The sequence below is a fragment of the Flavobacterium alvei genome, from assembly GCF_002920895.1.
Taxonomy (GTDB): domain Bacteria; phylum Bacteroidota; class Bacteroidia; order Flavobacteriales; family Flavobacteriaceae; genus Flavobacterium; species Flavobacterium alvei.
This window is the reverse complement of record NZ_PQVG01000001.1, coordinates 238624-253177: the sequence shown is the minus strand read 5'-3', so window position 1 is coordinate 253177 and position 14554 is coordinate 238624. Positions and strand designations below refer to the sequence as shown.

The 14554-nt window shown below is 34.3% G+C and carries 15 protein-coding genes and 1 tRNA gene; 9 read left to right on the top strand and 7 right to left on the bottom strand.

The features are described 5' to 3' along the window. Positions 1–18 precede the first annotated feature (18 nt). From C3L50_RS01150 to C3L50_RS01140, 3 genes are all read left to right on the top strand, one after another. Positions 19–1857, top strand: coding sequence for a DUF4960 domain-containing protein (locus tag C3L50_RS01150; RefSeq protein WP_103804177.1), 1839 nt, complete (start codon positions 19–21; stop codon positions 1855–1857). A gap of 20 nt (positions 1858–1877) precedes the next feature. Further along, on the top strand, positions 1878–3032 hold the full coding sequence (locus C3L50_RS01145) for a DUF4960 domain-containing protein (protein WP_103804175.1): 1155 nt from the start codon (positions 1878–1880) through the stop codon (positions 3030–3032). A gap of 75 nt (positions 3033–3107) precedes the next feature. After that, positions 3108–4022: a carbohydrate kinase family protein gene (locus C3L50_RS01140; RefSeq protein ID WP_103804174.1), complete on the top strand. Its 915-nt coding sequence runs from the start codon at positions 3108–3110 to the stop codon at positions 4020–4022. A gap of 149 nt (positions 4023–4171) precedes the next feature. Here C3L50_RS01140 and C3L50_RS01135 read toward each other — a convergent pair. Next, positions 4172–4245 (bottom strand) — tRNA-Met (locus C3L50_RS01135). Positions 4246–4399: 154 nt separating this feature from the next. Here C3L50_RS01135 and C3L50_RS01130 point away from each other — a divergent pair. Together C3L50_RS01130 and C3L50_RS01125 are read left to right on the top strand one after the other, a co-directional pair. Then, positions 4400–4792: an START-like domain-containing protein gene (locus tag C3L50_RS01130; RefSeq protein WP_103804172.1), complete on the top strand. Its 393-nt coding sequence runs from the start codon at positions 4400–4402 to the stop codon at positions 4790–4792. Positions 4793–4855: 63 nt separating this feature from the next. Next, a complete protein-coding gene (locus C3L50_RS01125) occupies positions 4856–5695 on the top strand; it encodes an aminotransferase class IV (protein WP_103804170.1) in 840 nt (279 codons plus the stop codon). Here C3L50_RS01125 and C3L50_RS01120 read toward each other — a convergent pair. The 5 genes from C3L50_RS01120 to C3L50_RS01100 all read right to left on the bottom strand — a co-directional run bounded on the left by C3L50_RS01120 (position 5692) and on the right by C3L50_RS01100 (position 10266). Further along, the gene (locus C3L50_RS01120; protein ID WP_103804169.1) at positions 5692–6252 is read right to left on the bottom strand and encodes a YqgE/AlgH family protein; all 561 of its coding nucleotides are present in this window, start codon (positions 6250–6252) and stop codon (positions 5692–5694) included. The two genes, C3L50_RS01125 and C3L50_RS01120, sit on opposite strands and share 4 nt — an antisense overlap. Before the next feature lie 115 nt (positions 6253–6367). Then, a complete protein-coding gene (locus tag C3L50_RS01115; protein ID WP_103804167.1) occupies positions 6368–6640 on the bottom strand; it encodes an HU family DNA-binding protein in 273 nt (90 codons plus the stop codon). Positions 6641–6822: 182 nt separating this feature from the next. Then, positions 6823–7770 (bottom strand): methionyl-tRNA formyltransferase, encoded by a 948-nt coding sequence (fmt, locus tag C3L50_RS01110; protein WP_103804165.1) that lies wholly within the window; start codon positions 7768–7770, stop codon positions 6823–6825. Further along, complete coding sequence (locus tag C3L50_RS01105; protein WP_103804164.1) at positions 7770–9665, bottom strand: RecQ family ATP-dependent DNA helicase; 1896 nt, start codon at positions 9663–9665, stop codon at positions 7770–7772. The genes fmt and C3L50_RS01105 overlap by 1 nt, the downstream gene beginning before the upstream one ends. A 61-nt stretch (positions 9666–9726) precedes the next feature. After that, positions 9727–10266: an AAA family ATPase gene (locus C3L50_RS01100; protein ID WP_103804659.1), complete on the bottom strand. Its 540-nt coding sequence runs from the start codon at positions 10264–10266 to the stop codon at positions 9727–9729. A 148-nt stretch (positions 10267–10414) separates the two neighbouring features. Between C3L50_RS01100 and C3L50_RS01095 the strand changes: the two genes are divergently transcribed. The 4 genes from C3L50_RS01095 (at position 10415) to C3L50_RS01080 (ending at position 13787) form a co-directional block, all read left to right on the top strand. Beyond that, positions 10415–10711, top strand: a complete 297-nt coding sequence (locus C3L50_RS01095; RefSeq protein WP_103804162.1) for a DUF493 family protein — start codon at positions 10415–10417, stop codon at positions 10709–10711. A 2-nt stretch (positions 10712–10713) separates the two neighbouring features. Beyond that, positions 10714–11439, top strand: coding sequence for a DUF4290 domain-containing protein (locus C3L50_RS01090; protein ID WP_103804160.1), 726 nt, complete (start codon positions 10714–10716; stop codon positions 11437–11439). Between the two features lie 96 nt (positions 11440–11535). Further along, entirely contained in the window at positions 11536–12846 is a 1311-nt protein-coding gene (gene murA / locus C3L50_RS01085) for a UDP-N-acetylglucosamine 1-carboxyvinyltransferase (RefSeq protein ID WP_103804159.1), read from the top strand. A 68-nt stretch (positions 12847–12914) separates the two neighbouring features. Further along, entirely contained in the window at positions 12915–13787 is an 873-nt protein-coding gene (locus tag C3L50_RS01080) for a cation diffusion facilitator family transporter (RefSeq protein ID WP_103804157.1), read from the top strand. A gap of 154 nt (positions 13788–13941) precedes the next feature. On the opposite strand, the gene C3L50_RS01075 is transcribed toward C3L50_RS01080, so the two are convergent. Continuing rightward, positions 13942–14448, bottom strand: coding sequence for a hypothetical protein (locus tag C3L50_RS01075; RefSeq protein WP_133158835.1), 507 nt, complete (start codon positions 14446–14448; stop codon positions 13942–13944). Between the last annotated feature and the right edge of the window lie 106 nt (positions 14449–14554).

Sequence of the window (14554 nt, the reverse complement as noted above, 5' to 3'; positions counted from 1 at the left end):
AACCAACAAATTAAAAAAATGAAAACAATTCTAAACCAAAGTTCTATTTATAAAACGGCATTGGCCTTTTTAGTACTTATTTTTGCTGTAATATCTTGCGAAAAAGACGACAATTTCTCGGATAGCGTTCCGGATTATAGTGAATCCATCATTCAATCTTTTAAAGTAGGAACCAAGTATGCCGATATCAATCATACAATAGGAACTATTACAATGACCTTGCCTTCTGGAACTGATTTAAAAAATGTTACGCCCGAAATTAGACTACCAGAATCTGCTACAGTGACACCAGCTTCAGGAACCAAAATAGATTTTAGTGCGGGTCCAGTAACCTTTGAAGTGGTTTCTACTAATGGAGCTCACAGGACCTACACAGCCAGCATTGGTGCTTATGGTGACCCTAAAATATTATCTTTTTCTATTGCTGGAAAAGCGGGTATTATTGACGAAACCAAAAATACCATAACAGTCGAAATCGGAAGTCAAGATGGGAATTTGAATAATTTGGCTCCTTCATTTGTAATTGCTGGAGGAACTACTGTAGATGTTGCTTCAGGAGTTGCTAGAGATTTTACGGCTCCAAAAGTATATACCGTTTTGTCCAATAATGGATACACCGCCAAACAATATACGGTAACAGTTACTCAAATTCAAGCCCCTAGAATTGACTCTTTTGTGATTAATGGAACCGTTGGTATTATTGACAATGCTGCCAATTCTATTGTGGTTATTTTACCTCCAGGAACAAGTCTAACTAGTTTAGCCCCCGTAATTACATTAACAGCAGATCAAACAGTGACACCAGCTTCTGGAGTATCACAAAATTTTAGTACTGGCAATATTACCTATACGGTTAAAAACAAAGAAAATTTAACAAAAGCATATAGTGTAAAAGTAGAGTCAATTGCTCCTACAAAATATGCCTTTTTAGGGTTAGAAAACGACATCAGTTCTATGGTTGATGACGATGCAAAAGCTGCCGCAACTTGGATGCAAACTACTTACGGAGCGAATTTTAAATACATCAAAATTGCGGACATTTCAGCCCAAAATATTGGGGATGTAAAAGTAGCTATGTTGTATTACTTAACTCCAAGCGAAAATCAAAATTTCTCGGCAACACCAACCGATGTTTCTACAATGTTACCAGCGGCTTTAAGAGCTGGAGCTTCTCAAGCCAATGTGCTTAAATCTTGGGTAAAAGGTGGTGGAGACATGTTGATTGCTGGAGATCCTAGCCCATTTATCTTCTCTTTAGGCAGAGTTCCAGCCAATTTTGGAGCGGCAAGAGCACCAGGAAATTATGTGTTCTCTGAATTTGGTTGTGCCGGTGCATCAGGTTGTTATGACACAGGTAAACCATCAGACGATATTTGGGGATTGGGAATGAGAGATGCAAATAATTCTGGAAACAGACGTACTCACGCTATTTTCAACGGTTTGACTTTTGAAGGTGGAGCTGGAAATGAATATTTACCATTGCAAAATAGTGCCAATAGAGAAGTTCGATTAATCTGGTGGCAACACTTTGACGGAATTCTTAATCCTAGCTGTTGTGGTTCTGATGCTGCCACTAAATTTGAAAAAACATTAACCGCTACAAAATTCGGAACCCTAAGACATATTGGCGATGCCTTTGGTTATGGAGCTGTTGAATTCAAAAGAACTGATTTGACAAACGATGCTTCGTTTGATTCTCAAATTCCTAAAGATTTCAAAGGACACGTGTTAACAATTTCTAATACAATCGTAGGTTACGAATGGAATTCAAATGGTACAGCAAATGCTTATCAAAATAATATAAAAGTCTTTACTAAAAATATTATTGATTACTTGTATAGCATCAACAACGATTAATTAATTTCAAAAAAATTGATATGAAAAATAAATTTATAAAAATAGTTCAACTTAAGTATGTATTGTTGCTAGTAATAGCAACAATGGCATACTCCTGCGAGGAACGTCTCAATTCTGATGACGAATTACCGAGCACGTTGAACATCATCGAATCCATCAAAATAGGTCAAACAACTGCTACGGTAGATAATTTATCCGGAGTGATAAACTTTGTTTTACCTTCCGAAACCAACATCAATTCGGTTGTTTTGGATATAAAAAGCCCCGATGGCGTAACTGTAACTCCAGCTTCAGGAACTACTGTTAACTTAACAAATCCGCTGGAGCTAACCGCTACTTCTGGAGGCAAAACGAGACATTATATAATCAATGCTAGAGTGTTGCCTAATCAAATTGCTTTTGTTAGTGATGCAACCTCGATTGAAACCATTGTTGATGAGGATGTAAAAGCGGCCGCACAATGGGCAAAAAACACCTACGGAAGTCGGTTTGTATTTATTCCTTTTTCGGATTTAACCTTGAATTCTTTAAAAACGGTGAATGTTGTTTTCTTTTTTTATGATACGCAAGGAACATCTGCTTTGCCACAATCTAGTTTAGACAAAAAGAATATTTTGACTCAATATCTTGTTGAAGGAGGTAAAATGCTTTTGGGCGGAATGGCTACCAGTTATGCAGAAGTTATTGGTCGTGACAAAAGCGGTCTTTTGACCATAAAAGGAAACGGCATCGGTTTTGTCGATGCGGGTACTTGGGCTATTGATGGAGGCGTGAATTTTCAAAACGATCAAAGAAGCAGCCCTATTTATAATTTCACCCAAGTAATTTCTACTGATTCTAGTGGGTATTTCCCAATAATTAATGGAGGTTACAAAGAAGATCACAATAATCTTTGGGATTTAGGACCATTATTAGGACCAGGTCATCAAAAAGGGCAATTTGCAGAATTTGAAAACCTGTATGGTGGTAAAGTTCTTGCTGTTTGGTCTGGAGTATCCGATGAATGCTGCCCAGGAATTATTGAGTTTAAATCGAATTCTGTATATGCCGGAACGATTATCGCAATTGGTGTTGGTGGTATGGAATGGGCTATGAATGATGGTAGAACCAATGCCTATGCTTCCAACATACAAGGAATCTACCGCAATTCGATAGATTATTTGAATACAAAATAGTAATTTTATAATAATTTTTTGGTTAGTAATTTTATTGGGCAAGTAAAACTTGCCCAATAATTAAAGTAAATAATAATGCAAAAAAATAATTTTAAAGCGGTTTGCTTTGGAGAAGTTTTATGGGATGTCTTTCCTTCTCACAAAAAGATTGGTGGAGCTCCTCTAAATGTGGCACTTCGGATGAATTCTTTAGGATTGGCTACAACTATTATAAGTCGTATTGGTAAAGACGAAGAAGGAGATGATATATTATCCTTCTTAAAAAATCAAAATGTCAGTTTTGATTCGATTCAAGTGGGGGAGGACTACAAGACAGGGGTGGTTAATGTTATGATCAATGAAAAGGGTAATGCATCATATGATATTATGTATCCTTCTTCTTGGGATAAAATCGCGTTAACAAATGAAATGATTGAAAAGGTTTCTGAATCAGATGTTTTCATTTTTGGAAGCTTAATCTGTAGAGATGAAGTTTCTAGATCAACCTTATTTGCTTTGTTAGATAAAGCAAAATATAAAGTGATGGACGCAAATTTAAGGGCACCTTATTACACGACTGAAGTATTGATAGAATTGATGTCAAAGGCTGATTTTATTAAACTAAATGATGAAGAATTAAAGAAAATAAGCAAAGAGTTAAATTCGCCCTATAATTCTTTTGAGCAGAATATGAAATTTATAGCCGAGAAAACAAACACCAAGCAAATTTGCGTGACCAAAGGCGAATTTGGAGCCGTTTTATATTACAATGATAAATTTTATTACAATAGCGGTTATTTTATCAAAGTGATGGATACAGTTGGTGCTGGAGATTCTTTTTTGGCGACTTTAATTGTTCGATTGCTCAAAGGCAAATCTCCGCAGAAATCCTTGAATTACGCTTGTGCCGTTGGAGCATTAGTAGCGGGTCAGGAAGGGGCTAATCCAAAATTTTCTAATACTGAAATAAAAAAATATATGATGCTGGAAGAAAAGAAAAGCAAAAAATAACTTTTTATTCTTAAGATTAAAGCCGTCTCAAAAAAACAATTAGAGACGGCTTTTTTTTAGAATTCAAATGATAAGTATTTTTTTAAATTTTAGACATAAAAAAACGGATTAGAGTAAACTAATCCGTGATTTTCAAAACTTTAAGTTTGTAGCGAGGACGGGAGTTGAACCCGTGACCTCAGGGTTATGAATCCTGCGCTCTAACCAACTGAGCTACCTCGCCATATTTCAAGATGTAAATCATCTCTCAATGCGGGTGCAAAGATAAAAATTAAATTAGAGGTTGCAAGCATATATGTAATAAAAAAAAATATTTTTAAAAAGGCTTTTTTATTGACTTTATATTCTATAAATTTCCAAAAAATTAAATACTGTTCATGGACGCAAAAATACGTTACGAAATAGAGTTTCCTATTAACTCATCCCCACAATTATTGTATCAATACATATCAACTCCATCAGGTTTGTCAGAATGGTTTGCCGACAATGTTAATTCTCGTGGCGAGTTCTTTACTTTTATTTGGGATGATTCAGAAGAAAAAGCTCGACTTTGTTCCAAAAAATCTGGCGAAAAAGTTAGATTCAAATGGGTTGATGGGAATAATAAAGACTCAGAATACTTTTTTGAACTTAATATATTAGTAGATGAAATTACAAAAGATGTTTCCTTGATGGTTATCGATTTTGCTCACAAAGAAGAAGTTGATGAAGCACGACTTTTGTGGGAAAATCAAATTTCCGATCTTAAACATGTAATTGGATCGGTATAGTAATTTTGTTTTTTTTATGCCTTATATTTGTCCCGATTTAATCGGGATTTTTTTTTGAATACTATGATAAATTTTAATGGTTCTATTGTGTCTGATGACACTAATGTGTTGACTCACAATCGCGGTTTTTTATATGGCGACGCAGTTTTTGAAACAGTAAAAATTGTAAATTCTAAAATTCTTTTTTTAGAAGATCATTATTTTAGATTGATGTCCTCTATGCGAATTGTTCGAATGGAAATTCCTATGAATTTTACCATGGAATACTTTGAAGAACAAATTATTTCTTTGGCCAAAGCCAAAAATGTAGCTGATTCTGCCCGAGCTAGAATTACAGTTTATAGAAATGATGGAGGATATTATTTACCGCAAACCAATACAGTTTCTTTTTTAATCACTACAGAAAGCATAGAGGAAGTGCCCTATTCAATAAATAAAAAAGAATACATTGTAGATTTATATACCGATTTTTATGTGGCTAAGCAGTTGCTTTCGTCAATAAAAACTACAAATAAATTGATAAACATCACGGCAAGTATTTATGCTAGTGAAAATGATTTGGATAATTGTTTGCTACTTAATGATGGTAAAAATGTGGTCGATGCTTTGCAGGGAAATGTATTTATGCTCAAAGGAAATAAATTGGTGACACCCCCAGTTTCCGATGGTTGCTTGAATGGTGTTATGAGAAAACAAATTTTGAGTTTGGCCAAAACTATAGAAAACATAGAAGTACTTGAAGAAACTATTTCTCCTTTTGATCTTCAAAAAGCTGATGAATTGTTTATTACTAATGTGATTAAAGGAATTCAGCCGATAACAAAATATCGCAAAAAAGAGTTTACGAAAGATTTTGCAAATCAGCTTTTGCAAAAATTAAATCAAACTATAAATAGAAATTAATTTGACGTTGGGTTTTCGGGTGCATTAGCCCAAATTAAGTATTCTCCGCCCAATTCCATAATTTGTTTTTTCCAAAAGTGTGAAGCCGATTTTCCAATTATTTTGTTTTCGTAATTATTTTTGGTGATAATCCAAGAGGATTCGGCCATTTCGGCTTCTAATTGGTCTTCATCCCAGCCAGTATAACCCAAAAAGAAGCGTATATTATTTTTGTTTATTTGACCATTATTGATGAGTTCCTTTGTAGTTTCGTATTCGCCTCCCCAATAAATTCCATTTGAGATTTCTATACTATTCGGAATTAAATCAGGAACATTGTGAATGAAGTAAAGGTTATCCTGCTCGACAGGGCCACCATTGTAGATTTTGAAGTTTGCCTTAATGTCAGGCACCAAATCGTTGATGGTGTATTTTAGGGGTTTGTTGATGATAAAACCCACAGATCCTTTTTTGTCGTGATCCGCCAACAAAATTACTGACCTATTGAAAGACAAATCTCCAATTATAGAAGGCTCTGCAATAAGTAGTTTTCCTTTTTTTAATTTTTCTGAAATCATAGGTTGTATTTTAATTAAATTTAAGAAAAAAAGATTAAAATAAAACAAATAAATCGATAAAAAGTATAAAAAAACCTTCCATAGGAAGGTTTTATATATTTTAAGAAAGCTTAAATTAGTTTACAGCTCCTTCTAACTCAGCTCCAGCTTTAAATTTCACTACATTTTTTGCAGCAATTTTTATAGTTTTTCCTGTTTGAGGGTTTCTACCATCTCTTGCAGCTCTTGAAGAAACTGACCATGATCCGAAACCTACTAAAGATACTCTTCCGCCTTTTTTCAAAGTGCTACCTACGTTTCCTAAAAATGATTCTAAAGCTAGTTTAGCAGCAGCTTTTGTAATTCCTGCATCAGCAGCGATAGCGTCGATTAATTCTGATTTGTTCATAATGTTTAGTTATTAAATGTTGGTTAAAAAAACTTTGTTAATAATAACAAAATTAGTAGGATTAACTTCCCTTACAAGTGTTTTGCCTAATTTTAGCCTAATTTGTTGATAACTTGTTTTTTTTGTTCATAAGCCGATGTAAAATCATCATAAAACACCCTAAAATCCCCGTTTTTGTTGGTCTAAACCACCTTTGCATTATCAGAAAAAGTCATTCCATTCAATAATTCTCCCACATTCATCTTCTTTTTTCCAGGAAATTGAAGGCTAATCACCTGAATAAAACCATCTTTTACGGCAATTTTCATTTCTTTTTTACTGCAAATCAGACTTCCAGATTCAAAATTGTGGTTTTCTAATGCCATTTTTGCTTCGTGAATCTTAACACTCCATTCTTCATTTTTGTCCTGAAAAAAGCACCAAGCCGATGGGTATGGACTTAGCCCTCTAATTAAATTAAATATTTCTTTTGTCGATTTAGTCCAATCGATCTTGCAATTTTCTTTGTTTAATTTGTATGCCGTTTTTATTTCAGCAGTTTCTTCCTGAATGATTGTACTAACATTTCCTTTTTCGATTAGGTTTAAAGTGTTTAGAACCGTCTCGCTTCCCAATAGCATCAATCTATCATGCAAAAGTCCTGCGTTTTCGTTTGGATCAATTTCGGTTTCGGCACTAAGAATCATAGCTCCTGTATCTATTTTATCATCAATAAAAAAAGTGGTAACCCCTGTTTTTGCATCACCATTAATGATCGCCCAATTAATTGGAGCAGCACCACGATAATTAGGAAGTAATGAGGCATGAAGATTGAATGTGCCTAATTCCGGCATTTTCCATACGACTTCGGGCAACATTCTAAAGGCAACCACGATTTGTAAATTGGCATTCCATGCTTTTAATTCGGCCAAAAAAGTTTCGTCTTTTAAGTTGGTGGGTTGCAATAAAGGAAGATTATTAGCCAAAGCATATTCTTTTACATCCGAATGTTTTATTTTCTGGCCACGACCTGCTGGTTTATCAGCAACGGTAATAACTCCAACGACATTATAATTGGCTTTGATGAGGGTATCTAGAATGCCAACGGCAAATTCTGGAGTTCCCATAAAAATGATTCTTAATTTTTCCATTATGATTTTAAAGTGTATTTGTTGTTGGCTTGAATGATTATTTTATTGTTTTCTAATAAAGTTTGCAAAGCAAAGATAACATCGTCTTCACTATTTTTGGTCAGTTTTTGAATTTCCCTCGAATTCAATTCTTGGATTTTTAATAGTTGCATTATTTTTTTAGGGACTAACAATTCATCATCAGACTTCTTTTTTCGGGAAATACAATACGAACAAATTCCACAATCGGTTTCTGTTTTTTCTCCAAAATAGTCCAAAATCAATTTGCTTTTGCAAATTTTCTTTTCGTTAATATAATGCACAACAGATTCGAAATGAGCTACTTTTTGTTTGTTTTGGTTTTCCAAATATTTCGAAACCCGGTTGATAGTTCTTTCGTCTTCACGCACTTCATTAAAAATAATCGAAGCATCATTGTTTTTTTTGTGATAATCAATAAGGTCGCGTTCTTTTAACTTATCTAAAATAGAATGAACTAAAGCCTCTTCGCAATTTGATTTTTTGGCAATCAATGATGTATTAACCGCAGTTTGCGATTCATAAATTCCAGGATAGTTTCGAAGTAGTGATAAAATAACAGGTTCTTCATTTGGGTTTAAACTCATATAGCGAATTACTTCTTTGGACTCAATGATGAATTGCATCGTGATTTTCTCTGAATATTCTTGTGACAAAGTCAAAATTCCTTGACGATCCAAAAACTGAATAGCATTGTAGGTTTTCAATGTAGGAAAGCCATATTTCTGGCAAAAGTGATTCAGATTGAACGAAAACTGTTCGTCTATCCCTTCGCCATAAGCAATTCGGAAATAGTTGCACAGTTTAATGTAAATTTGGGTCAAGATTTTTTTGTCGGGCAACACATCAATAAATTGACTTTGGGCTTGCATTTTATCAGATGGACTCGTTAGAATAATGGCAAAGGCTTTTTCATCATTTCTACCCGCTCGACCTGCTTCCTGATAATAACTTTCTAAACTTTCGGGTAGATGAATATGAATGACCGTTTTTACATTCGATTTGTCAATTCCCATTCCAAAGGCATTGGTCGAAACCATAATTTGTGCTTCTTCATTCATCCAAAGGCTCATATTTTTTTCTTTCTCCTTAACAGATAATCCGCCGTGGTAAAAAGTGGCTTTGAATCCTAAAGCTTGCAATTGTGAAGCGGTATCCGAGCACGATTTTCTATTTCGTACATATATTATAGAAGGCTGCGGATTCTTTTTCAAGATTTGCTCCATTCGATACAATTTGTCTTCCACTTCAAAAACCATATAAGCAATGTTTTTTCGGGCAAATGATTTTTTGAAAACCACAGGGTTTTCTAATCCCAATTGAAGAATCACATCCTCAAGAACTCTTTGGGTTGCCGAAGCAGTTAGAGCTAGAAAAGGAACTTTCGGGAAATGAGTTTTTAGTTTTGAAATTTTTAAATAAGCAGGACGAAAATCGTGTCCCCATTGCGATACACAATGCGCTTCGTCGATGGCAATTAAATTAATAGGAAGATTTTTGATGCGCTCTAAAATCCAATCGGATTGCAGGCGTTCTGGTGATAAGTATAAGAATTTATAATTGCCAAATTCACAATTATCCAAAAGTGTAATCATTTCGTCCGATTGAATTCCGCCTGTCAATGCAATAGCTTTGATGTTCATACTTTGCAGCCGTTGCACCTGATCTTTCATCAAGGCAACCAAGGGAGAAATAACCAAACAAATTCCGTCTTTCATCAAAGCGGGAATTTGAAAACAAATGGATTTTCCACCACCCGTTGGCATCAAGCCAAAAGTGTCTTTGCCCTCTAAAATCGAATTGATAATTTCTTCTTGTGGCGATCTAAATTGGTCGTGTTTCCAGTATTTTTGAAGAATTGCTAACGCTTCAGCCATGAAATAGAAGTTGTTGATTAGCTATTAAATAATTTTAAAACACTGTTTATAAAACTTCAAATTATTTAGAAATTTTATCTAAGATAAACAAAATTCTGTTAGTAAGGTTATCTTTCGGAACTTCTATGAGTTCGTAACCATAATTTTGATAGGTTTCAACGAGATGATTGTGAATGAGTTTGGCCTGTTCAAAGTTTTCATAACGGGCTTCGTCGCTCACATATATTTCTTCCCAAGGCGGAAGGATAAAGATTTTTGTGTATAAATTTTCTCGGCAAGCCAAGTCAAAATGTGCGGGATAACTGTCGCCAATATAGTGCATATAAGCCAAAACATCTGGAATTCCACGGTCAATAAAAACAGTATCGTGGGTTTCTTCTAAAGCACTTTTGAATTGATTTTTTCGACCTTCTAATAGTAATTCGCTGAAAAGCAAAGGGTTTTCAAGAAACAATTGCTCGATACCTTGTTTTTTGGCTTCCAAAGTTACTTGTCTTGAAATTTCGGGATAACAGCAAAAACCTTTTTCTATTAATCCATCGATAATGGTGCTTTTGCCTGTTCCTGGTCCGCCAATGATGACTATAATTTCTTTACTCACGTTTTTCAAATAAAGCGCAAATTTACCTAAACTTATTGGGATTCCGAAAGATTAATTTGACTTATAAGTCTCTTTATTTTAAAAATCCTAAACCCTAAATCCTAATTCTAAAATCAAAACTGTATATTTGCTTCTATTTTAATTTAGAATGGATTCAGAAAAAGAAAAAGAAACCCAAGAATTTTACGAAAGGTTAAAAAAGGAGTTGGATTTAAGTACCGCTTGGCCTGCATTGTATTTGTATAAATTTATCGTACCTACTGATAAAGAAAATATTCTTCGAGTTGAAGAAGCTTTTGATTGTATGGGCGCAGTGATTAAAACCACAAAATCCAAAACAGGCAAATTTACTAGCATTTCTGTCGATGTTATGATGAAAAATTCTCAAGAAATAATTGAGAAATATATTGAATTATCTACTATTAAAGGTATTATTTCGCTATAAATATGAACACTAAATACATAAAAGAAGTGGCAAACGATGTTGTGCATCATTTGGAATACAACGCTGAGCGAACTCATCTAATTATTCCCGAATATGGCCGCCATTTGCAAAAATTGATTGATCAAGCTACCGAAATTGAAGATAGAGAAGAGCGCAACAAAGCAGCTAAATACATCATTCAAGTTATGGGGAGTTTGAATCCTCATTTGCGAGATGTTCCTGATTTTCAACACAAATTATGGGATCAAATCTTTATCATGTCCGATTTTAAATTGGATGTAGAATCTCCTTATCCAGTGCCAACTCGCGAAGTTTTACAACTCAAACCGGATGTTTTAAAATATCCACAAAACTTTCCGAAATACCGATATTATGGCAATAATATTAAGTATATGATTGATGTTGCCAATAAATGGGAAGAAGGAGAAATGAAAAATGCTTTGGTAAAAGTAATTGCCAATCATATGAAAAAATCCTATTTGAGTTGGAACAAAGACACGGTAAAAGACGATGTTATTTTTGAACATTTATATGAATTGTCAGGTGGAAAAATAAATATGTTGCAAAGTACAGAAGAACTTTTGACCACAACCGATTTATTGAGAACCAACAAGCGAGTTTCTAATAAAATTACGCCTGCTGGTCAACCCAAAATTCAAAGTAACAAAAACAGCAAATTAGGAAAGTCAAATCCTACGCATAAAAACCAAAACAGAAAACCTTTATAAGGAATTATGAATTATGAGTTATGAATTTTCAAAACTAACTTATAATTCATACTTAACTTAAAACTCATAATTTATAACTCATAACTAAAAACAAATATGGGAGTTTTTAAAATTGAAGGTGGTGTTCCTCTAAAAGGAGAAATCACGCCACAAGGAGCCAAAAATGAAGCATTGCAAATTTTATGCGCCGTATTGTTGACACCTGAAAAAGTAATCATCAATAATATTCCAGACATAATTGACATTAACAAACTAATTACCCTTTTGGGAAATTTAGGGGTTAAAATTCAAAAAAATGGACCGGGTTCTTATACTTTTCAAGCTGATGAAGTCAATGTTGGCTATTTAGAAACAGAAGCTTTCAAGAAAGAAGGAGGCTCACTTCGAGGTTCTATTATGATTGTTGGGCCACTTTTGGCACGTTTCGGAAAAGGATATATTCCTAAACCAGGTGGTGATAAAATTGGACGAAGAAGATTAGATACGCATTTTGAAGGATTTATCAATCTGGGTGCAAAATTCCGTTATAATAAAGAAGACCATTTTTATGGAGTAGAAGCTCCAGAAGGTTTGACTGGCGCTGCTATGTTGTTAGACGAAGCATCAGTTACTGGAACCGCCAATATTGTGATGTCAGCGGTTTTGGCTAAAGGAACAACAACCATTTATAACGCTGCTTGCGAACCTTATTTGCAACAATTGTGCAAAATGATGAATGCTATGGGAGCCAAAGTTTCAGGTATTGGTTCTAACTTATTGACTATAGAAGGGGTTGAAAGTCTTGGGGGTTGTACTCATAGAATTCTTCCAGATATGATCGAAATTGGAAGCTGGATTGGATTGGCAGCAATGACCAGAAGCGAAATCACTATTAAAGATGTAAGCTGGGAAAATTTGGGATTAATTCCAAATGTGTTTAGAAAACTAGGTATTACTTTAGAAAAAAGAGGGGATGATATTTACATTCCAGCTCATACAGACGGATATGAAGTGAAAACCGATATCGATGGTTCGATTCTTACTATTGCCGATGCACCTTGGCCAGGATTTACACCCGATTTATTGAGTATTGTTTTGGTTGTTGCAACTCAATGTAAAGGTGATGTTTTGATTCATCAAAAAATGTTTGAAAGCCGTTTGTTTTTCGTAGATAAATTGATTGATATGGGAGCTAAAATTATTCTTTGTGACCCACACAGAGCGGTAGTTATTGGTCACGATTTCAAATCCAGACTAAAAGCTACCACAATGTCTTCGCCAGATATTAGAGCGGGAATATCCTTGTTGATTGCGGCACTTTCTGCAAAAGGAACCAGCACCATTCAAAATATAGAACAAATCGATAGAGGTTACGAACGAATTGACGAACGATTGAGAGCCATTGGAGCAAAAATTGTAAGAGCTTAATTCATATTTTAAAAAAACTTCAAACCTCAAAAGTTGCACAAGCTTTTGAGGTTTTTATAATTATCCAAATGAATAAAGAACAAACAGCTGTAAAAGCGACTTATTTTAGTATTGCAAGTAATACATTACTAGCTTTAATAAAAGGGTTGGCAGGTTTTTTTGGACATTCCTATGCTTTGACTGCCGATGCTATTGAATCGACAACCGATATTTTTTCTTCATTTTTAGTATTATTTGGAATTAAATATTCGAACAAACCTGCCGACGATAATCATCCTTACGGACACGGTCGAGCCGAACCATTGGTAACTTTCTTGGTAGTTGGTTTTTTGATTACTTCGGCAACCATTATTGCTCACGAAAGCATTACCAATATTGGAGTTCCACACAAATTGCCTGAATCTTGGACGCTAATTGTTCTTGGAACTATAATTTTATGGAAAGAATATTCCTTTCGTTTGGTAATGAAACGAAGCAAAGAAGCCAATAGTTCTTCGCTAAGAGCTGATGCTTGGCACCATCGAAGCGATGCCATAACTTCGGTTGCGGCATTTATTGGAATTTCAATTGCCTTATTTTTTGGGAAAGGCTACGAATCGGCCGATGATTTTGCAGCACTTTTTGCTTCTGGATTTATTTTGTATAACAGTTATAAAATTTTCAGACCCGCTTTGGGCGAAATAATGGACGAAAATTTATACGATGATTTAATTGTCGAAATCAGGAAAGTTTCGCTTCAAGTTGAAGGTGTCGAAAGCACCGAAAAATGTTTTATTCGTAAAGCAGGAATGAAATACCACGTCGATTTGCACGCCATTGTCAACGCCAATATCACGGTGAGAGAAGGTCACGACATCTCCCATTTGTTAAAAGATACTTTGCGAGCAGAAATCCCTGAATTAGGACACGTTTTGATTCATATTGAACCTTCTTATTATTGAAAATTTCAGTTGAAATGGTTTTTTAAACCAATATATTTTAAACTTACACACTTTTTAGGATAGTGTCTTTCGGATCTGCCAAAATATCACAAATACAAACCAGTTTTCCATTAAGCCAATTGCCCAAATCCGTAGTAACTGTTTGCCGTTGTTTTTATTGATTATATTTGGAAACCACATATTCTCTAAGTTTTTCATCAAACCTCGGATCTGTTCCAAAACTATAATTTTTAGGCAAACCAAATTGGATTTTAAAATCAATGGTTGGAAAAGCAAATACTCTATCACAACCAAAAGAAGATACTGCATTCCAAAACCAAAGACCATAAATTTTTCTTCCATTTAGAGTGATTACTATTGGTAATCCCGATAAAGGAATTTTCAAATCTGTAAATTTATGTTTCCCTTTTTCTGTTAAAATTATTTGTTGATCCTTCCAATTAAAATGCTTGATATCTTCCTCATTTAATATTGGAATTGACTCCAAATTAGCAGTTTCCAAGTCGAAACAATATTTACAATCAGAATTTAAGTTTTTATAATTTTCTACAAAGAAAAATTCAATTCCGGATTTTTGTGCATTAAGATTAAATCCGATAAAAATTAAAAGCACAAAAAATAGATTTCGTTTCATTGTTTGCTGGGTTTTAAAATTAGCCAAAACTTATAAGGTCTGACATAATCAGACTTTTCACCCCTAAATTGGTTCGCTTTGTCTGATAAACTTTAGTGTTTATTTATTCTCAAATATAGCTAAATTCATCCAA